The sequence below is a fragment of the Polynucleobacter sp. genome, assembly GCF_044342855.1.
Lineage (GTDB): Bacteria > Pseudomonadota > Gammaproteobacteria > Burkholderiales > Burkholderiaceae > Polynucleobacter.
In genome coordinates this window covers 39,592-60,314 of record NZ_JBIIPA010000007.1, presented here as the reverse complement: position 1 = coordinate 60,314, position 20,723 = coordinate 39,592, and the positions used below count along the sequence as shown (strand labels likewise).

The 20,723-nt window shown below is 48.2% G+C and carries 17 protein-coding genes and 1 pseudogene; 15 read left to right on the top strand and 3 right to left on the bottom strand.

Annotation, left to right across the window (positions count from 1 at the left end; translation table 11 throughout):
* Nucleotides 1–74: 74 nt before the first annotated feature.
* A complete protein-coding gene (gene rnhA, locus ACIQZ3_RS04030) occupies nucleotides 75–530 on the bottom strand; it encodes a ribonuclease HI (protein WP_397390567.1) in 456 nt (151 codons plus the stop codon).
* Between the two features lie 4 nt (nucleotides 531–534).
* On the bottom strand, nucleotides 535–1,320 hold the full coding sequence (locus ACIQZ3_RS04025) for a class I SAM-dependent methyltransferase (RefSeq protein ID WP_397390565.1): 786 nt from the start codon (nucleotides 1,318–1,320) through the stop codon (nucleotides 535–537).
* A 36-nt stretch (nucleotides 1,321–1,356) separates the two neighbouring features.
* Between ACIQZ3_RS04025 and gloB the strand changes: the two genes are divergently transcribed.
* The 11 genes and pseudogenes from gloB to rlmD all read left to right on the top strand — a co-directional run bounded on the left by gloB (nucleotide 1,357) and on the right by rlmD (nucleotide 15,224).
* Nucleotides 1,357–2,163: a hydroxyacylglutathione hydrolase gene (gene gloB, locus ACIQZ3_RS04020; RefSeq protein WP_397390563.1), complete on the top strand. Its 807-nt coding sequence runs from the start codon at nucleotides 1,357–1,359 to the stop codon at nucleotides 2,161–2,163.
* Nucleotides 2,163–3,572, top strand: coding sequence for a transglycosylase SLT domain-containing protein (locus tag ACIQZ3_RS04015; protein WP_397390561.1), 1,410 nt, complete (start codon nucleotides 2,163–2,165; stop codon nucleotides 3,570–3,572). Before gloB ends, ACIQZ3_RS04015 begins: the two co-directional genes overlap by 1 nt.
* A gap of 35 nt (nucleotides 3,573–3,607) precedes the next feature.
* Nucleotides 3,608–5,491 (top strand): propionate--CoA ligase, encoded by a 1,884-nt coding sequence (locus ACIQZ3_RS04010; protein WP_397390559.1) that lies wholly within the window; start codon nucleotides 3,608–3,610, stop codon nucleotides 5,489–5,491.
* A 245-nt stretch (nucleotides 5,492–5,736) separates the two neighbouring features.
* Nucleotides 5,737–6,930 (top strand): glutamine-hydrolyzing carbamoyl-phosphate synthase small subunit, encoded by a 1,194-nt coding sequence (gene carA / locus ACIQZ3_RS04005; RefSeq protein WP_397390557.1) that lies wholly within the window; start codon nucleotides 5,737–5,739, stop codon nucleotides 6,928–6,930.
* A complete protein-coding gene (gene carB / locus ACIQZ3_RS04000) occupies nucleotides 6,930–10,193 on the top strand; it encodes a carbamoyl-phosphate synthase large subunit (RefSeq protein WP_397390555.1) in 3,264 nt (1,087 codons plus the stop codon). Before carA ends, carB begins: the two co-directional genes overlap by 1 nt.
* Before the next feature lie 19 nt (nucleotides 10,194–10,212).
* Nucleotides 10,213–10,689 carry a transcription elongation factor GreA gene (gene greA, locus ACIQZ3_RS03995; RefSeq protein WP_397390553.1) on the top strand — a complete coding sequence of 159 codons (477 nt, stop codon included), beginning with the start codon at nucleotides 10,213–10,215 and terminating at the stop codon, nucleotides 10,687–10,689.
* Between the two features lie 23 nt (nucleotides 10,690–10,712).
* Complete coding sequence (gene surE / locus ACIQZ3_RS03990; protein ID WP_397390551.1) at nucleotides 10,713–11,507, top strand: 5'/3'-nucleotidase SurE; 795 nt, start codon at nucleotides 10,713–10,715, stop codon at nucleotides 11,505–11,507.
* Nucleotides 11,508–11,536: 29 nt separating this feature from the next.
* Nucleotides 11,537–12,160, top strand: a pseudogene (locus ACIQZ3_RS03985) (protein-L-isoaspartate(D-aspartate) O-methyltransferase); the annotation flags it as partial.
* The gene (locus ACIQZ3_RS03980; RefSeq protein WP_397390549.1) at nucleotides 12,157–12,951 is read left to right on the top strand and encodes a peptidoglycan DD-metalloendopeptidase family protein; all 795 of its coding nucleotides are present in this window, start codon (nucleotides 12,157–12,159) and stop codon (nucleotides 12,949–12,951) included. The pseudogene ACIQZ3_RS03985 and the gene ACIQZ3_RS03980, both read left to right, overlap by 4 nt.
* Before the next feature lie 31 nt (nucleotides 12,952–12,982).
* Entirely contained in the window at nucleotides 12,983–13,804 is an 822-nt protein-coding gene (locus tag ACIQZ3_RS03975; RefSeq protein WP_397390547.1) for a 3'-5' exonuclease, read from the top strand.
* Nucleotides 13,797–15,224: a 23S rRNA (uracil(1939)-C(5))-methyltransferase RlmD gene (gene rlmD, locus ACIQZ3_RS03970; protein ID WP_397390585.1), complete on the top strand. Its 1,428-nt coding sequence runs from the start codon at nucleotides 13,797–13,799 to the stop codon at nucleotides 15,222–15,224. Before ACIQZ3_RS03975 ends, rlmD begins: the two co-directional genes overlap by 8 nt.
* A 76-nt stretch (nucleotides 15,225–15,300) precedes the next feature.
* On the opposite strand, the gene ACIQZ3_RS03965 is transcribed toward rlmD, so the two are convergent.
* Nucleotides 15,301–16,002 (bottom strand): Bax inhibitor-1 family protein, encoded by a 702-nt coding sequence (locus ACIQZ3_RS03965; RefSeq protein WP_397390545.1) that lies wholly within the window; start codon nucleotides 16,000–16,002, stop codon nucleotides 15,301–15,303.
* Nucleotides 16,003–16,297: 295 nt separating this feature from the next.
* Between ACIQZ3_RS03965 and ndk the strand changes: the two genes are divergently transcribed.
* The 4 genes from ndk (at nucleotide 16,298) to hisS (ending at nucleotide 20,678) form a co-directional block, all read left to right on the top strand.
* Entirely contained in the window at nucleotides 16,298–16,723 is a 426-nt protein-coding gene (gene ndk / locus ACIQZ3_RS03960) for a nucleoside-diphosphate kinase (protein ID WP_015421250.1), read from the top strand.
* Between the two features lie 91 nt (nucleotides 16,724–16,814).
* Complete coding sequence (gene rlmN, locus ACIQZ3_RS03955; protein WP_397390543.1) at nucleotides 16,815–18,008, top strand: 23S rRNA (adenine(2503)-C(2))-methyltransferase RlmN; 1,194 nt, start codon at nucleotides 16,815–16,817, stop codon at nucleotides 18,006–18,008.
* A gap of 18 nt (nucleotides 18,009–18,026) precedes the next feature.
* On the top strand, nucleotides 18,027–19,295 hold the full coding sequence (ispG, locus tag ACIQZ3_RS03950) for a flavodoxin-dependent (E)-4-hydroxy-3-methylbut-2-enyl-diphosphate synthase (protein WP_397390541.1): 1,269 nt from the start codon (nucleotides 18,027–18,029) through the stop codon (nucleotides 19,293–19,295).
* Between the two features lie 45 nt (nucleotides 19,296–19,340).
* Nucleotides 19,341–20,678, top strand: coding sequence for a histidine--tRNA ligase (gene hisS, locus ACIQZ3_RS03945; protein ID WP_397390539.1), 1,338 nt, complete (start codon nucleotides 19,341–19,343; stop codon nucleotides 20,676–20,678).
* Nucleotides 20,679–20,723 lie beyond the last annotated feature (45 nt).

The window sequence follows — 20,723 nt, the reverse complement described above, 5'->3', positions numbered from 1 at the left end:
ATTCTGTACCAGCTCTGAATGCATTCATTCTCTCATATGACCGTCAAAAACGGGTTCGCCGACACTTATCCAGCTTAAGGCAGAAATTCCTCTACGCCCTTGTTTGCCAGGAGGTCTGCGAGCTCATTTCCGGGGTGGCCATTGTGACCACGCACCCAATGCCAAGAGATCTTGTGATCAGGGATGAGGGTATCCAATTCTTGCCATAAATCGGCATTTTTGACCGGATCCTTGCTGGCCGTCTTCCAGCCTCTCTTTTTCCAGCCTTCCAGCCATTCTGTAACGCCTTTTTGGACGTATTGGGAGTCAGTCCAAAGCTCGACCGAACTGGTTTGCTTCAGAGCTCTTAATGCATGAATGACGGCACTAATTTCCATCCGGTTATTGGTGGTGTGCTCGGCCCCCCCGTGTAAATGCTTTTCATGTTCCCCAGAGCGTAGAACGGCTCCCCACCCCCCTGGACCGGGGTTGCCTTTGCAGGCTCCGTCGGTATAAATGACGATATGTGGAAGTGATTTGGTGTTGGGCATGCCGTTAATTTACTTGGTCTTGGTGGTTTGCTAGGTTCTGTCGGCTTTCAGCGGCTGGGCTTAGTTGGGTAATTGCTGGAATACGCAAGCCCTGGACCTGGCCAATGAGGCGGATGCCTTGTTGGCGTTTGATGGCGGAAACCAAGAAAACAGCCCCAAAAATAGGCCACCAGCGATTACCAGCAGGCTCCATAAAGTCCATTCTGGCCATGCCGGACTCACCGCTGAGGGGAAGTTTGTAGCATCCAAAATGACCGCGATCCAATGAGAAGTTTAGCAGCTGCAACCAGTCTTTAATTCTCAGGAGACCAATAAATTGGCCGTCCCTCGGCAAATAGGGGCTGCCTACGAGTCGGCTGAGATATTGGCGCATTCCCCAAAGACTTGCTGGATTAAAGCCTGAAATAATCAAGCGACCCTCAGGGCGAAGTACGCGCTCAGCCTCTCGCAGAATTTGATGGGGATCTGCAGCAAATTCCAAGACGTGTGGAAGTACCAATAAGTCGATGGTTTCAGATGCAAAAGGTAGCTCGTTTGCATTGCCTTCTACTTGATGCCAGTTAAATTCACTAGCGTGTTTTTGGCGATCATTTGAATGAATCAACAGGGCATGCAAAGGCATGCGATTTTCTGTCAGAGTATTTATTTGCGGCAAACCGATCTGTACAGCATAAAAACCAAAGACATCAGCCACGATTTGATTGAAGCATTTCTGCTCCCAGGCAAGCACATAGCGTCCAGGAGGCGATTGCAGCCACTTTTCCCATGAACTCCATGGTGGTGCAGGCATCTGAGATGGGGAGGGTGGGGTTGGTATCATCGGTCTATGGTGAAGAATACTTTATTGCAAGTTTGGCCGATACCGGCCTTTGACGACAACTACATCTGGTGCATCCATGATGGGCAATCCGCCTTGATTGTGGATCCAGGTGATGCTGCCCCAGTACTGCAATACCTTAAGCAGGAAAACCTGACTCTGACGGGTATTTTAATTACGCATCATCATGCTGACCATACGGGCGGCATCCTCAATCTATTGCAGGCGCTCGGCTCAGTTCCAGTTTATGGTCCCGCCAATATTGAGATTCCTGGTCGCACGAATGTCATGATGGAGGGCGACAAGATTGAAGTAGCGGTGCCGCGTATTAGCCTTGAGGTGTACGAAGTGCCAGGCCATACCTTGACTCACATTGCTTACTTTGCAAACATGCAGGCCAACGTGGTTGAGCCCATGCTGTTCTGTGGCGATACCTTATTCGCATCAGGCTGCGGTCGTTTGTTTGAGGGCACTCCAACACAAATGAGCCAGTCCCTCGCTAAATTTACTGCCTTGCCAAAAAATACTTTGGTGTATTGCACCCATGAATACACCTTATCGAATATTCGCTTCGCATTGGCGGTTGAGCCCAATAATGCGAATCTCATTACCTGGGCAGAAACTGCCAAGGCTTTGCGTGATCAGCATCTACCCACCTTACCCACAACTATCGGACAAGAATTGCAGGTCAATCCATTCATGCGTTGTGATCAACAGGCCGTAATTGATGCCGCACTTGAAGTCTCCGGTGAGAAATCATTGCCAACGCCTGCGCATGTCTTGGCAGTAATAAGAGCTTGGAAGGATCGGTTCTGATGTTGTGGCGATACGCAGCGATCTTGCTGATTGCCGCTCTAACAGGCTGTGCCAGCACTGGAGATTGGTCTTCTGATACGCCGACGCGTCAGGATCCGCGTGCCTCCAAAGCAAAGCGCGTCAATCTGAAGAATCAATCTGTGAGTGACCTATATGCACCTTCAAGCAATCTCTGGATTCGTATTCGGGATGGCTTTGAGATGGAGCCCATGAATACACCCCTAGAAATCGAGCAGGTACGCTGGCTCAGCGCCCGCCCTGATTACGTCAATCGTTCGATGACGCGTTCATCCCGTTACCTGTTTTATATCGTGCAAGAAGTCAATGCGCGCAATATGCCAACGGAGATCGCTTTACTGCCTTTTGTGGAAAGCGCCTTCGTCACCAATGCAAAGTCCAGCGCCAAGGCGATGGGTTTGTGGCAATTCATGCCGGCGACTGGCAAAGATTTTCGTTTAACGCAAAACGTCTTTAGAGATGAGCGCAGAGATGTCTTGCAGTCTACCGATGCTGCTTTGGATTACTTGCAACGCTTGTATAAGCAGTTCGGCAGTTGGGAGCTTGCACTGGCAGCTTATAACTGGGGTGCAGGCAATATATCTAAAGCGCAAAAGCGTAATTTGGCCGCAGGGCTTCCTACGGATTATCTGAGCCTTACTATGCCTAAAGAGACGCGCAACTATGTGCCTAAGTTGATGGCCTACCGACAGATTGTGTTGGACCCTCAGGCATACGGAATTGTGTTGCCTGAGCTAGAAAACCATCCTTACTTTGTGGCGGTGGATGTTGGCAGTGATATCGACGTTGATTTGGTGATGAAGTTAGCTGAGATTCCATCGGATGAGTTTCATAGCCTGAACCCATCTTTTAATAAGCCAGTCATTTTGAGCAATGCTAACCAGCAGATTTTGCTGCCGTTCGGTCACGCGGAAATCTTCCAGGCAAATCTCAAGCAGTACAACAAACCCCTTTCCTCTTGGACTGCCGTTCAGGTGACCAAGACAGAGTCCGTTGACCAGGCTGCCAAAACTTTGGGAGTGGATGCCGACACCCTAAGAGAGGTAAATGGCATTCCAAAAGGGATGCGCATACGTTCTGGATCTACCGTTTTAGTGCCAAAGACCAGTCGTAGACCTGGAGATATTTCTTTGGCGATGGCAGAAAATGGCAGCCTTAGTCTCGATAAGCCAGTACCACCAGCGCCCAAAAAATGTGCAAAAGGGGCTAAATGCCCGGTAGCGAAACCAGTAAAAGGGGCTGCTAAGGGTAATTCTTCTGCAAATAATGCTGCATCTCAGCATAAATCCGCATCGACAGGGCTTGCAAAATCTGCGAAAAATGGTTCTGCGAATGCATTTAGCTCGACTGCCAAGGTTTCCAATAGCAAGGGGGCTAGCAAGATTCAGTAGGCCCAGACACTTTAATTTACTTATTTAGGTTGACCATGCCCTACAAATCAGAACACGAACGCTCCATTAAAGACTCGGATGGATTCTGGGGAGAGCAGGCAAAACTCATTCATTGGGAAAAACCATTTAATAAAGTTCTGGATTATGCAAACCCTCCATTTGCAAAATGGTTTGAAGGTGGTCTAACCAATCTTTGCTACAACGCAGTCGATCGTCATCTCAAAGATCGTCCTGATCAAATTGCACTTGTTGCTGTTTCAACAGAAACCAATTTAGAAAAAGTCTACACATTTAAAGAGCTCTACGAAGAAGTCAATCGTATGGCCGCTATCTACAAAGCCAATGGCGTCAAAAAGGGCGATCGTGTATTGATTTACATGCCAATGATTGCCGAAGCTTGTTTTGCAATGCTTGCTTGTGCGCGGATTGGCGCAATTCACTCTGTGGTGTTTGGAGGCTTTGCTTCTCACAGCTTGGCATCACGTATTGATGATGCAAAACCAAAAATGATTGTGACTGCAGAAGCGGGCGCACGTGGCGGTAAAGCGGTTCCTTACAAGCCTTTGCTCGACGAGGCAATTACGCTTGCGAGTTACAAGCCCGAGAAAGTATTGATTGTGAACCGCGGTCTCACTGAGTTCGCTACAGTTGCTGGCCGTGATTTAGATTACGCGACTGAGTGTCAAAAGCATCTTAATGATTTAGTTCCGATTGAATGGGTTGATGCAACTCATACCTCATACATCTTGTATACCTCAGGCACTACTGGTAAGCCGAAGGGTGTTCAACGTGATACCGGTGGTTATGCGGTTGCCTTGGCCGCAACTATGAAGCACATTTTCTGCGGTAATCCTGGCGAAACCATGTTCTGCACCTCAGACATTGGTTGGGTTGTAGGTCATAGCTACATCATTTACGCGCCATTGCTCAATGGCATGGCAACCATCATGTATGAGGGAACGCCATTGCGTCCAGATGCGGGTATCTGGTGGGAGTTGGTAGAGAAGTACAAAGTGTCAGTTATGTTCTCTGCGCCAACTGCGGTTCGCGTGCTCAAGAAACAAGATCCCGCTTTCTTAACTAAATACGATCTCTCGAGCTTGCGTGCCTTGTTCTTGGCAGGTGAGCCCTTGGATGAGCCAACAGCGACATGGATTCATGATGCGATCAAGAAACCCATCGTGGATAACTACTGGCAGACTGAAACGGGTTGGCCTATGTTGGCAATTCAGCGTGGTGTAGAGGTGATGCCGCATAAGTTTGGCTCACCAGGCGTTCCTTCCTTTGGCTACAACATGAAGTTGCTCGACGATGCAACTTCTGAAGAGTTGGGTCCAGATCAGAAGGGCGTTATTGCGATTGAAGGTCCTTTGCCTCCTGGTTGCATGCAAACCGTTTGGGGTGATGACAAGCGTTTTGTTAGCACCTATTGGGAAACTATTCCTGGCAAGACTATTTACTCCACTTTTGACTGGGGCATCAAAGACAAGGATGGTTACTTCTTCATCTTGGGCCGAACTGATGACGTGATTAACGTTGCAGGTCATCGTTTAGGCACCCGTGAGATTGAGGAGAGTATTTCAAGTCACCCAAATATCTCTGAAGTGGCAGTAGTGGGTATTGAGGACAAGCTCAAGGGTCAGGCAGCTATTGCCTTTGTGATTCCGAAGGATGCCTTGAATACGGCGACTTTAGAGGCAGAGTGTATGAAGACTGTTGATACAACCTTGGGCGCAATTGCGCGTCCGGGCCGTGTTTATGTGGTTACCGCTTTGCCTAAGACCCGTTCCGGCAAGATTGTCCGTCGTGCACTCCAGGCTGTGGCTGAAGGGCGCGATCCTGGTGATATCAGCACTATGGAAGATCAAGGCGTTTTAGCTCAAATTAAGACAATCATCGAGCAAAGCGCAAAGTCCTAAATCTAGGTTAGTTTTAGTCAAAATAAGCCCCTCGGTCGCAAGACTTGGGGGCTTATTACCTTCTAAGCCCAATTGGCTGGGAATCCATGGGTTTATACGCAAAAATGGTATCATTACTAGGTTCAAAACTTAATAAATTACCCTAGCGCTTAAAGACACTCACCTCCCGCACAAACAGTCCTGGGTTGGTCTTTTTGGGGTGTTGAGCGTCGGATGGAGCAGGGACTGGAGATGGTTTGTCACCCTTGCTTCCTTCTTTTCCTCCCGCCGTGTTGGCTCTAGCCGACGGCACCGTATTTCCCGGTCTTAGTATTGGCGCCTCTGGCGAAACTACCGGCGAAGTCGTCTTCAATACCGCACTTACTGGCTATCAAGAGATCATTACTGATCCTAGTTACTCACGCCAAATTGTCACCTTGACTTATCCTCACATCGGAAACGTTGGTGTGAATGGTCAAGATGCGGAGTCGGATCAAATTCATGCTGCTGGCTTGGTCGTAAAAGACCTCTCTAAGCGCGTATCTAATTTCCGCTCTGAAGAAACTCTCGATAGCTACCTGACTAAAGCGGGTGTAGTTGGTATCTCTGGTATCGATACCCGCAAGCTCACTCGCATTCTGCGCGATAAAGGCGCTCAGTCTGGTGCAATCGTCGCTGGCAAGATGGGTGATGATGTAGAGACTCTTAGCAAGAAGGCCTTGGAGCTAGCTAAAGCCTTCCCCGGTATGTCTGGTTTGGATCTGGCTAAAGTGGTTACGACTAAATCTCCATACCAATGGCGCGAAGCTGAATGGGATTTACATGGCCCTGACGGTAAGCCTGCATATAGAACTTTAGACGCTAGCAAGCCAATCAAGAAAGTCGTTGCTTATGACTTTGGTGTTAAGCGCAATATTTTGCGCATGCTTACAGAGCGTGGCTGCGAGTTAACTGTCGTTCCTGCTCAAACCAGCGCCGCTGAAGTATTGGCGATGAACCCAGATGGCGTGTTCTTCTCAAATGGCCCTGGAGATCCTGGCCCTTGCGATTACGCGATTGCTGCCGCAAAAGAAATTATTGAAAAGGGTATTCCAACATTTGGTATTTGTTTGGGTCACCAGATCATGGGCTTGGCTGCAGGTGCTAAAACTTTGAAGATGAAATTTGGCCACCATGGTGCAAACCATCCTGTAAAAGACTTGGATACTGGGCGCGTAGCCATTACATCTCAGAACCACGGCTTTGCAGTTGATGCAAAAACTTTGCCTGACAACATTCGTGTCACGCACGTTTCTTTATTTGATGGATCGCTACAAGGTTTGGCTTGGAACGATAAGCCTGCTTTGTGTTTCCAAGGCCACCCCGAAGCCTCACCAGGCCCTCATGACATTGCCTATCTATTTGATCGTTTTGTGGAGCTAATGAATGCTGCCGCTGTTAGCAATAAGGGAGGCAAATAATGCCTAAGCGTAGCGACATTAAGAGCATCCTGATTATTGGTGCAGGTCCGATTGTTATCGGACAAGCTTGTGAGTTTGACTATTCCGGCGCGCAAGCTTGTAAAGCTTTGCGTGATGAAGGCTACAAAGTTATTTTGGTGAACAGCAATCCTGCGACCATCATGACTGACCCAGAGATGGCGGATGTGACTTACATCGAGCCGATTACTTGGGAAGTGGTAGAGCGCATTATTGCCACTGAGAAACCGGATGCGATTTTGCCAACGATGGGTGGTCAAACTGCCTTGAATTGCGCACTTGATTTGCATCGCCATGGTGTTCTCGAGAAATACGGTTGTGAATTGATTGGCGCTTCACCAGAGGCAATTGATAAGGCAGAAGACCGTCAAAAGTTTAAAGATGCGATGACCAAGATTGGTCTCGGTTCAGCGAAGTCTGGCATTGCGCACTCGATGGATGAAGCGCATGAAGTTCAGCAACGTATTCAGAAAGAAACTGGCAGCCTGGGTTTCCCGGTTGTGATTCGTCCTTCTTTCACCATGGGTGGATCTGGCGGTGGTATTGCATACAACCGCGAAGAGTTTGAAGAGATTTGCAAGCGCGGTTTAGATTTGTCGCCAACCCGTGAGCTCTTGATTGAAGAGTCGCTCTTGGGTTGGAAAGAGTTCGAGATGGAAGTGGTGCGTGACCATGCCGATAACTGCATCATCGTTTGCTCAATCGAAAACTTAGATCCAATGGGTGTGCATACCGGTGACTCAATTACTGTTGCCCCAGCGCAAACATTGACGGATAAAGAGTATCAAATTCTTCGGAATGCCTCAATTGCGGTATTGCGTGAGATTGGTGTTGATACTGGTGGTTCAAACGTTCAGTTCTCCATTAACCCGGTTGATGGTCGCATGATCGTCATCGAGATGAACCCACGTGTTTCACGCTCATCTGCCTTGGCTTCTAAAGCAACTGGTTTCCCAATCGCCAAGATTGCTGCGAAGCTCGCTGTTGGCTACACCTTAGATGAGTTGAAGAACGATATCACCGGTGGTGCTACTCCAGCATCCTTTGAGCCATCAATCGATTATGTAGTCACGAAGATTCCACGTTTCGCGTTCGAGAAATTCCCGCAAGCGGATTCTCGTCTGACAACGCAGATGAAGTCCGTAGGTGAAGTAATGGCCATTGGCCGCACTTTCCAAGAGTCATTCCAAAAAGCATTGCGCGGTTTAGAGGTTGGTGTTGACGGTCTGGATGAAGTATCTACAGATCTAGATGACATTATTCAAGAAATCGGTGAGCCAGGTCCGGATCGTATCTGGTACTTAGCCGATGCTTTCCGTATGGGTATGGGTTTAGATGAGATTTTCAACGAGACTAAGGTGGACCCTTGGTTCTTGGAGCAAATCGAGGAACTCATCACCATGGAAACCGAACTCAAGCAGCGCAAGCTCGATAGCTTGTCAGCCCCTGAGTTGCGTTTCATCAAGCAAAAAGGTTTTTCAGATCGTCGCTTAGGGAAATTGTTAGGAGTAGATGCTTCCTCCGTTCGTGCGGCACGTCATCGTTTAAAAGTGGTGCCTGTTTACAAGCGTGTGGATACCTGTGCGGCTGAGTTCTCTACAAATACAGCCTACTTATATTCCACTTACGAAGCAGAGCATGGTGAGTGCGAGTCACAGCCTACTACTAAAGACAAGATCATGGTGTTGGGCGGCGGTCCAAATCGTATTGGTCAGGGTATTGAGTTTGACTATTGCTGCGTACATGCTGCCTTAGCTATGCGCGAAGATGGTTATGAAACCATCATGGTGAACTGCAACCCTGAAACCGTCTCCACTGACTACGACACATCCGATCGCTTGTACTTTGAGCCTTTAACTTTAGAAGATGTTTTGGAAATTGTTGCCATTGAAAAACCTAAGGGTGTGATCGTGCAGTACGGCGGCCAGACTCCATTGAAGTTAGCATTAGATTTAGAGGCGAACGGCGTTCCAATTATCGGTACATCACCAGACATGATTGATGCAGCTGAAGATCGCGAGCGCTTCCAGAAGTTATTGCATGAGTTGAACTTACGTCAGCCGCCTAACCGTACCGCTCGTGCGGAAGATGAGGCCCTCAAGCTTGCCGAAGAGATCGGTTATCCATTAGTGGTGCGTCCTTCCTATGTCTTGGGTGGCCGCGCCATGGAAATCGTTCATGATGGTCGCGATCTTGAGCGCTACATGCGTGAAGCGGTTAAGGTATCTCATGACTCACCAGTATTGCTAGATCGCTTCTTAAACGATGCGATTGAGTGCGACGTAGACTGCATTAGCGATGGTCAGCAAGTATTCATTGGTGGTGTGATGGAGCATATTGAGCAAGCCGGCGTTCACTCTGGTGACTCTGCCTGTTCGTTACCTCCATATTCCTTGTCCGATGAGACGATTGCCGAGATTAAGCGCCAAACAGCTGCAATGGCCAAGGGTCTAAACGTAGTGGGTTTAATGAACGTACAGTTTGCGATCCAAAATGTTGACGGCAAAGATGTCATCTATGTTCTCGAAGTAAACCCCCGCGCATCTCGCACTGTGCCATTTGTATCTAAGGCAACTGGCTTGCAGTTGGCCAAGATTGCAGCGCGCTGTATGGTGGGTCAGACTTTAGATCAGCAGGGCATTAAAGCTGAAGTGAAGCCCGGGTATTTCTCCGTTAAAGAAGCAGTGTTCCCATTCAATAAGTTCCCAGGTATTGATCCAATTCTCGGACCAGAAATGCGCTCTACTGGTGAGGTAATGGGTGTCGGTAAAACTTTTGGTGAAGCCTTATTTAAATCTCAGCTAGGCGCTGGTATTAAGTTACCAAAGAGCGGCACTGTAGTGTTAACGGTCAAAGATAGCGATAAGCCAAAAGCAGTCGAAGTGGCTAAGCTCTTGCACCAGTTGGGTTTCCCAATGGTAGCTACCAAAGGCACTGCTGCAGCGATTGAAGCGGCCGGTTTACCGGTGCGTGTAGTGAACAAGGTAAAAGATGGTCGCCCACACATTGTTGACTTGATTAAGAATGGTGAGATCTCACTTGTCTTTACTACCGTTGACGAGACCCGTACTGCGATTGCAGATTCCCGCTCCATTCGTACAAGTGCCCAGGCTAATAATGTGACTTACTACACCACGATTAGCGCAGCACGTGCAGTAATGGATGGTTTGATGACATCCCAAAATGGCAATAAAGAGACTCTTGAAGTGTATTCGTTGCAGAATCTGCATAAGACTCTCAATTAAATTAAGTTAGGTAAGAAGTATGAACACAATCCCTATTACTAAGCGTGGCGCAGAGCTCCTCAAAGAAGAGTTGCATCGCTTAAAGCATGTAGAGCGTCCATCGGTGATTAACGCAATTTCTGAAGCGCGTGCGCAGGGCGATCTTTCTGAGAATGCTGAGTACGATGCCGCTAAAGAGAAGCAGGGCTTTATTGAAGGTCGTATTCAGGAGCTTGAAGGCAAGCTGTCTGCAGCGCAAATCATTGATCCGGCAACCTTGGATGTCAATGGCCGAATCGTATTCGGTGCGACTGTAGATCTTGAAGATTTGGAAGATGGAACCAAGTTCACATATCAGATTGTTGGTGACGACGAAGCCGATATTGAATTTAATAAGATCTCCATTAGCTCGCCGATAGCCCGTGCTTTGATTGGCAAAGAAGAGGGCGATGTCGTTTCAGTTCAGGCTCCTGGTGGTAATCGCGAAGTCGAAATTCTCGCAGTTCGTTACATCTAATAAACCCAAATCAATCTGTATCCATGAGTGAAAATACAAAGCAGCCTCATATTCTGATTTCGAATGATGATGGCTATCTTGCTCCTGGTCTTTTGGCTCTGGTCAATGCCATTCGTCCATTGGGTCGGGTAACTGTTATTGCCCCAGAGCAAAATCACAGTGGTGCATCTAACTCCTTAACGCTTTCGAGACCACTCTCCATTCATCGAGTAGCAGGTGGCGAGCGTGATGGATTCTTATTTATTAATGGGACTCCTACTGATTGCGTACACATTGCCATGACCGGTTTTTTGGATGAGAAACCCGACCTCGTGGTCTCTGGTATTAATCAGGGTGAGAACATGGGTGAAGATACCTTGTACTCCGGCACTGTTGCCGCTGCAGTTGAAGGTGTGATGTTTGGTGTTCCAGGTATTGCTTTCTCGCAAATTGATAAAGGCTGGAACCGCATTGATGATGCAGCAAAAGCGGCGCACGATATCGTGGTACAAATGCTGGTATCTAAGTTAGCGCATAGCCAAGGCTCGGCCACTTTACTCAATGTCAATATTCCGAATCGGCCTTATGCTGATCTCTATCGCTGGCGTGTCACGCGCTTAGGCAATCGCCATCATTCTCAACCCGTAGTAGTTCAAAAAAGTCCTCGCGGCGATTTGATTTATTGGATTGGCGCGGCGGGCGACGCAAAAGATAGTTCGGAAGGAACAGACTTTCATGCAATTGATGAAGGCTGTATCTCGATCACACCAATGCAGCTGGATTTAACCCATCATGCCCGTTTAGCCGCCATGCGGGCTAATGGCTGGGGTCGCGGTTGAGACCAGTCGCGGAGCGCAATGCCGGTCATCGGCAAGCCTTAGCTGCGAAAGTACTTGCTGCCGGGGTTAAGCACGGGAAAACATTAGAAGCGATTGCGACTGTTCCACGTCATGCGTTTATGGATGCAGGCATGCACCCTCAAGCCTACGAAGATACCGCTTTACCAATTGGTCATTCACAAACGATTTCTAAGCCATCTGTAGTGGCTCGTATGATCGAGCTATTACATAAGCCAAAGGAAAGGCTAGGAAAAGTATTAGAAATTGGAACTGGCTGCGGGTATCAAGCAGCAGTTTTGAGCTTATTGTCTGACGAGGTGTATTCCATAGAGCGTATTCGTCCATTGCACGATATGGCCAGAGAGAAGTTACGCCCATTTCGGATTAAAAATCTGCGCCTGATCTACGGGGATGGCATCTTGGGTTTGCCTCAAGCCGCTCCGTTTGATGGAATTATTCTGGCGGCAGCAGGATTAGGCATTCCGGACGCCTTACTAGATCAATTGGCCATTGGCGGGCGCTTAGTTGCCCCGGTTGCCAAAAATGAGAAAGAGCAACAATTGATTATGGTGGAGCGGATGAGCTCCCAGCGCTATCAAAGAACCGTTCTGGACGAGGTCTTTTTTGTCCCCTTACAATCAGGGGTAGCATGAATAACCCAATGAATACTTTGTCTAAATACTTCTTATTGCTAGCAGCAATTGCATCCCTGGTGCTCAATACAGGCTGTTCAACAACCCCAAGAGCTAAGCCGGCGAATGTCGTTGATCGCACTGCTGGAAGCAGTGAGCCTACGCCTCCTGGTTACTATCGTGTGAAACGTGGCGATACTTTGGCTCGGATTGCATTAGATAGCGGTCAATCTCCTCGAGATGTGGCGCAGTGGAACAATATGTCGAACCCCAATCAGATTGAAGTGGGGGATTTGATATTGGTGAAGCCGCCAGCAGGATCTAAGTCTGCGGTAAAGCCAGCAATTAAGCCGCCAACAAATATTGATACTTCAAAAACAGATGCACCAAAGCTTGATGCTGCCAAGGTAGATGCACCAAAACCAGAAGTGTCAAAAGAAATGGTTGCCGAACCCGGTATTCGTTTGTCATCGCCAGCTAAGGGCAAAGTAACTGAAGAGTTCAATGACAAGAACAAAGGCATTGATATCGCTGGTAAGTTGGGCGATCCAGTGACCGCAGCCTCAGATGGAAAAGTGGTTTACGCTGGCAATAGCTTACGTGGCTATGGTAATCTGGTCATCATTAAGCATGACAATACTTACCTCACAGCCTACGCCCATAACCGCACACTCCTGGTTAAAGAGGGTGATACGGTAAAGAAAGGGCAGAAGATTGCTGAGATGGGCGATACCGATGCAACTTCAGTCAAGCTCCACTTTGAACTCCGCGTGAATGGCAAGCCAGTAAATCCAACGCCATACTTGCAGTAATTGCCATCAATAAATTGCTAGTGATTTAAGTATGGCAACCGTTCTCGTCTTCGATATTGAAACTATTCCTGATGTAGCTGGACTACGTCGCCTCAATGACTATCCTGACACACTCTCGGATAGCGAGGTTGCTGCTAAGGCGATGGCAGAGCGCGCCGAGAAAACAGGTGGTGAGTTTTTGCCTCTTTATCTGCAACGTATCTGCGCTATCTCCTGTGTCATACGCAGAACAACTAAGGATGGCTCACCGCAAATAAAGGTAGGAACCTTAGGTACCCCTGAAGATGATGAGAAGGTATTGATTCAGACCTTCTTTGAGCTCGTTGAAAAATATACCCCTCAGCTGGCTTCTTGGAATGGCGGTGGTTTTGATCTGCCGGTATTGCATTACCGCGCATTAGCAAACCATGTGCAAGCGCCGCGATACTGGGAGATGGGTGAGAGCCAAGAAAACGATAGCCGTGAATTCAAGTGGAATAACTACATCAGCCGTTATCACATGCGTCATCTCGACTTGATGGATCTCTTGGCTAAATTTAATGGTCGCGCCAATGCGCCTTTGGATGGGTTGGCAAAGCTCTGTGGTTTCCCAGGCAAGATGGGTATGGATGGCAGTCAAGTCTGGCCTGCCTATCAAGAAGGCAGGATTGATGAGATTCGTCGCTATTGTGAAACCGATGTTGTTAATACCTATTTGATGTACTGCCGTTTTCAGTTGATGCGCGGCGGTTTTTCATTGGAAGAATACAAAGAAGAAATCACTTTCGTTAAAGCCTATTTAGAAAAAGAATCTAAAGAACCGCATGGCGAGCAGTGGCAAAAATATCTCTTGGATTTCGCTCCCGATGCGTAGAGGTGAAAAGCCAGTCCATATCGTTGTGACTGAGCCAGTACGAGTTGACTCCCTTGATCTAGATGCTCAAGGCATTGCGCGCCTAGCTCCGAGTGAAGTAGAGGCTGCCGAGGGCCAAAGTGGCAAGGTGGTTTTCATTCAGGGCGCACTGCCAACTGAGCTCGTCACTTATGTCATTACTCGTGATAAAGCCCGCTTCAGTAAAGCTAAGGCACTCGACATCCTCAAGCCGGCAGTATTCAGAGCTGAGCCTAAGTGCAAAGCCTTTGGTGTTTGCGGTGGTTGCACCATGCAGCACTTAGATATACGGGCGCAGGTTGCAATGAAGCAGCGGGTACTTGAAGATGATCTCAAGCACATAGCAAAAGTTGCTCCTGAAGAAATTCTTCGCCCCATGGGTGGTCCCGCTTGGGAATACCGTCATCGTGCGCGCCTAAGTGCAGTGAATCGCTCGATCAAAAAAGGCACCGTGCTGATTGGGTTTCATGAGGGTAAGAGTGGTTATGTTGCCGACATGACTGCTTGCGAGATTTTGCCTAAACATGTTTCCGATCTGCTGCCAGAAATGCGTAAATTGGTAATGGGTTTATCCATTGTCGATCGCATGCCGCAGATTGAGATTGCCGTAGGCGAGCCCGAAGATCCAAATTCGGATGACCCTAAAAAATCAAAGCCAGTCACTGCATTAGTTTTCAGAAATCTCCTGCCTTTAACGTCAGCCGACGAACAGTTGCTCAGAGACTTCGCAGACACCCATCAAGTCTGGGTGTGGTTGCAGCCTAAAGGCATTGAAACCGTTGCTCCGTTCTATCCATTAACAGGCAAGCTTTGTTACCGCCTGCCCGAGTTTGAAATCGAGATGCCATTTAAGCCGGCAGATTTCACACAAGTGAATCACATGATGAACCGCGCATTGGTCAGCAGGGCAATTCGTCTCTTAGAGGTTCAAGCCAGTGATCGAGTACTCGACTTGTTCTGCGGCATTGGTAACTTCACCTTACCGCTGGCGCGAAGGGCGAGCAAGGTCTTGGGTATTGAAGGCTTAGAAAGCCTGACCACCAGAGCCAAAGCCAATGCGGAACATAATCAGCTCTCAGACAAAGTCAGCTTCATGCAAAGCAATTTGTTTGAAGTAACAACAGAAACGATTGCCTCATGGGGCAAAGCTGAGCGCTGGTTGATGGATCCTCCGCGTGAAGGCGCCATGGAGATCTGCCAAGCATTAGCCTTATTGCACGAGCAGGGCAGCGACCTGTTACCGCAACGCATTGTGTACGTCTCCTGCAATCCAAAGACGCTAGCTAGAGACGCCGATATCCTTAGCCATCAAGCGGGCTATATTCTCAAGAGTGCTGGCATCGTCAATATGTTCCCGCACACATCCCATGTGGAGTCGATGGCGGTATTTGAAAGACCCTGACTACTTACACGAATAGTATCGAGATAAAGAAAAAGGCACCCGCGGGTGCCTTTTCTATTGAAGCTTGAGCCAATACTTAGTCTCTATTGCCGCCCACAATACCCAAAAGTGCGAGCAAATTAGTGAAGACGTTATAGACATCTAAGTAAATGGCCAAAGTAGCCATGATGTAGTTAGTCTCGCCACCATTGATGATGCGCTGGACATCAACCAAGATGAAGGCCGAGAAGATCGCGATTGCCAAGACCATCACAGTCAACATCAAAGCAGGTAAGTGCAACCAGATGTTAGCTAAAGAAGCGACGATCAATAGTAAGACACCAACCATAAGCCATTTACCTAGGCCGGAGAAGTCACTCTTGCTTACAGTAGCGATTGTGGCCATCACAGCGAAAATTGCACCTGTGCCGCCAAAAGCCAGCATGATCAGAGTAGCGCCATTGCTGTAGCTATTGAGTGTGTAGCCCACCAAGCCGGACATCATGATGCCCATGAAGAAGGTGAAGCCTAAAAGCAGCAGAACACCTGCTCCTGTGTCTTTGTTTTTCTCAATTGCCCAGAAGAAGCCAAAGGCGATTGCCATGAAGACGATGAAACCCATAAAAGGGCTGCTCGCCATGAAGTTAAGCCCAAAAGCAACACCAAGCCATGCGCCAATGACAGTAGGGATCATTGAGAGCGCCAAAAGGGCATAGGTATTGCGTAGTACGCGGTTGCGTATCTGTGGGGTGCTAATCGAGCTTGTTTGCCCAAAGCCGTAAGAGTTCAGGTCACTCATATTGACTCCTTTTTCAAAGTTAATACACGAGCCCACAAGGGGCTGTTGACAGTAAGTATAGACAAAATGGGGTAATTTCAAGCCCCCCCGTGAAAGGGACTACAAGTTAAAGGGTTATGCCCTGTAAATTCAATGGCTTAGCTACGCCTAGATCAGGGTAAATACGGTCAGGCGATGTATAATTTGGCGGTCGCTGAATTCCTGGCGCGTTGTAGGAAATAGGGCAGAAGTTCACCCTAGGTCCAAATTGGCGCTAATTTCAGCAAAATCTTTGAAATCACTATTGGAGTTTTACATGGCTATCGAACGCACCCTTTCTATTATCAAACCAGATGCTGTTGCAAAAAATGTCATCGGCAAGATCTATGACCGTTTCGAATCTGCTGGTTTGAAGATTGTTGCGTCCAGAATGGCGCATTTGTCACAAGCTGAAGCTGAGCAGTTCTACGCTGTGCACGCTGCACGTCCTTTCTTTAAAGATTTAGTGAGCTTCATGATTTCTGGTCCTGTAATGATTCAGGTATTAGAAGGCGAAGGCGCAATTGCTAAGAACCGTGACTTGATGGGCGCTACTGATCCTAAGAAAGCTGATGCTGGCACTATTCGTGCTGACTTCGCTGACAGCATCGATGCAAACGCTGTTCACGGCTCTGATGCTCCTGAAACTGCTGCTGTCGAAGTTGCATTCTTCTTCGCTGGCATGAACGTTTTCAATCGTTAATTCACGATTGCTAACGAATAACCTATTTAATACATAAGTAGGCGCATTGACCTCCCCGCGCGTAAATCTCTTAGATTTTGACGCTGACCAAATGGCAGCATATGTCGCGGGGTTGAATGAAAAGCCCTTTAGGGCGAAGCAACTCATGCAGTGGATACACCAACGCGGTGTTGCCGATATCAACGACATGAGTGACTTGGCAAAAAGCTTTAGAGCAACACTGCTCGATAAAGCAGAAGTCCTTTCTCTCCCAGTCATTAAAGATGAGCATGCAGCTGACGGTACCCGCAAGTGGTTACTGGATGTTGGAGCTGGCAATGCTGTGGAGTCTGTATTTATTCCTGAAGATGATCGTGGCACCTTGTGCATTTCATCCCAGGCCGGTTGTGCAGTCAATTGCCGTTTTTGCTCCACAGGGCATCAAGGCTTCTCGCGCAATCTGACCGCCGGCGAAATCATCGGCCAACTTTGGTTTGCAGAGCGCTTGCTCCGCACCGATCCGAATGCAGTTCGCCGTATTGAGAAATATCCAACGCCAGGTTGGGAGCACACCGGTCGCGTGATCTCCAATGTGGTTCTGATGGGCATGGGTGAGCCTTTGCTCAACTACGACAACGTCGTTACTGCTTTGCGTTTAATGCTCGATGACAGAGCCTATGGTTTATCACGTCGTCGCGTCACCGTATCAACTTCTGGCGTCGTGCCGATGATTGATCGCTTAGCGCAAGATTGCCCAGTGGCATTGGCAGTGTCATTGCATGCGCCGAATGACAAACTGCGTGATCAACTTGTTCCGCTAAATCAAAAATACCCTTTAAGAGAATTGCTTGCTGCGTGCGAACGGTATTTGCCTTTTGCCCCAAGAGATTTCTTAACCTTTGAATACTGCATGCTCGATGGTGTGAATGACTCTGACATTCAGGCAAAAGAGTTAGTGCGCTTATTGGCGAATATCAAGTGCAAGATCAATCTCATTCCATTTAATCCATTCCCGGAATCTGGACTAAAGCGCTCAACAGCGCAACGTGTGCATGCCTTCGCCAGCATCTTGTTAGACGCTGGCATGGTGGCTACGGTTCGTAAAACCCGCGGTGATGATATCGCTGCTGCTTGCGGCCAATTAGCAGGTGATGTAGTCGATCGAACTAGAGTGCGTGAGCGTGCGGTACATGACAAACAAATAGAGCATGATTTAGACGATGATGCACAAGAGCTCGAGGATGAAGAAGAGCAAGAGTATCAAGCTGAGCATCCAGTGCAGTGGCTCAAAAGATTAGACGACTGATTTCACAATGCAAGTCCAATGAGTAATTCATCTCACAATCTTCCAAAGCTGCCTTTAGGCCCATCGCCTAAGAGAGCTACACGCCAGGCAACGGTTGCCTGGAAAACGAACATCATTACGGTTGGTGGCGATGCGCCAGTACGTGTTCAATCCATGACCAATACCGACACCGCTGATGCAGTTGGTACGGCGATTCAAGTTAAAGAGTTGGCCCGTGCTGGTTCAGAGATGGTGCGTATTACGGTAGACACGCCAGCTGCAGCAGAAGCGGTGCCCTATATTCGTGAGCAGCTAGACAAGATGGATGTTTTGGTCCCATTGATTGGCGACTTCCATTACAACGGTCACACTTTATTAAATGGCTACCCAGAGTGCGCCAAAGCTTTATCCAAATATCGCGTTAATCCCGGTAATGTAGGCAAGGGCGCTAAGCGCGATCCGCAATTTGCACAAATGATCGAAGCCGCTTGTAAATATGACAAGCCGATTCGGATTGGTGTGAACTGGGGCAGTCTAGACCAAGACTTGCTCGCTAGCATTATGGATAGCAATGCAGCCTTGCCGGTTCCCAAGACTGCGCAAGAAGTGATGATTGAAGCATTGATCCAATCTGCATTGCAGTCTGCAGAAAAGGCTGTGGAGTTCGGCATGAACCCCAATCAAATTTTGCTGTCGTGCAAAGTGAGTAATGTGCAGGATTTAGTAGCCGTGTACCGTGATCTCTCACGTCGTTCTGACTACCCATTGCATTTGGGTCTAACAGAAGCAGGCATGGGCAGCAAAGGCATTGTGTCTTCAACGGCGGCAATGGGCATCTTGCTACAAGAGGGCATTGGTGACACGATTCGTGTTTCTTTAACGCCTGATCCGGGTGCACCACGTGAGAATGAAATTATTGTGGCGCAAGAGATTTTGCAAACCATGGGATTGCGTAACTTCACGCCGATGGTGATTGCTTGTCCTGGTTGCGGAAGAACTACAAGCACGACCTTCCAAGAATTGGCTGCGAATATTCAGTCATACCTGCGTCAACAAATGCCAGTATGGAAAAAAACCCACCCTGGTGTTGAGGCAATGAATGTCGCCGTCATGGGCTGTATCGTGAATGGCCCAGGTGAAAGTAAGCACGCTAATATTGGCATCTCATTGCCTGGTACTGGAGAGACTCCTGCTGCCCCCGTCTTTGTGGATGGCGTCAAAGTAAAGACTTTGCGTGGCGACAATATTGCCCAAGAGTTTCAGGTAATTGTGGATGAGTACGTGAATCAGAATTACGCACAGAAATAAATTAAGCTAAAAACAAAACAACAAAGAAGAACTGAAGCGCACACCATGACTGACCAGGTTAACCAAGCTAATCCAGCTAAAACACAAAAGATCCTAAAAATTAATGGCGTTCGCGGCATGAATGATCTCTTGCCAGCTGATGCTGCACAGTGGACACATTTGGAGCATGTCCTGCGTGATCTCACTCGTGCTTATGGCTACGAGTTCTTGCGCACCCCAATCGTGGAAGCGACTGCAGTTTTCCAGCGTGGCATTGGTGAAGTAACCGATATTGTTGAAAAAGAAATGTATTCCTTTGAGGATCGCCTGAATGGCGAGCAACTCACATTGCGCCCAGAAGGAACTGCCGCCGTAGTTCGCGCCGTAGTTGAAAACAATCTTCTCTATGAAGGACCAAAGCGTCTTTGGTATACAGGGCCGATGTTTCGCCATGAGCGTCCGCAACGTGGTCGCTATCGCCAGTTCCATCAATTTGGTATTGAGGCGATGGGCTTTGCTGGTCCGGATATTGATGCTGAAATCATTTTGATGGGTCAACGCCTATGGGATGAGCTTGGCTTGAAGGGTGTGCGTTTAGAGATTAATTCTTTGGGACAAGCGCCTGAGCGTGCTGAGCATCGCGCTGCTTTGGTAACGTACTTCGAGAAAAATAAAGAGCAGCTCGATGAAGATTCTCAGCGTCGTTTGTTAACGAACCCATTGCGTATCTTGGATTCTAAAAATCCAGCAATGCAGGATTTGATTGAAGGCGCGCCAAAGTTGTTGGATTTCTTGGGTGAAGAGTCACTCAAGCATTTCGAGGCAGTTCAGGCGTTAATCAAGGCAAACAACATTCCTTGCAAGATCAACCCCCGTTTAGTTCGTGGTTTAGATTATTACAATCTAACTGTTTTTGAGTGGATTACTGAAGAGTTAGGTGCCCAGGGCACGATCGCTGGTGGTGGTCGTTATGACCCCTTGATCGAGCGCATGGGCGGTAAAGCTGCTCCAGCTTGCGGTTGGGCTATGGGCATGGAACGTGTTTTGGAGTTGATGAAGGTTTCGGGATCCTTGCCAGAGCCGCAAGCCCAGTGCGATGCCTTTGTGATTCACCAGGGTGGCAAAACTCTAACTGCCGCCATGATTATTGCCGAGCGCCTGCGGAACGCCGGTATCGACGTTATCCTCTTTTGCCCTTCAGATGGCCAAACTGCCAGCTTTAAGTCTCAAATGAAGAAAGCAGACGCGAGCGGAGCGGCCTATGCTGTCATTATTGGGCCGGATGAATTGGCTAAAAATGAAGCTCAGCTCAAGGATTTGCGTAGCAGCGGTGACCAGAAGGCTGTAGCGCTAGATAGCGTTGTGGAGGCTGTAATTGATGCCATAGTTGGCGCCACCGAATAGAATTAAGACATTAACATTAAAACTGTATTTATTAGCTTGGATTGA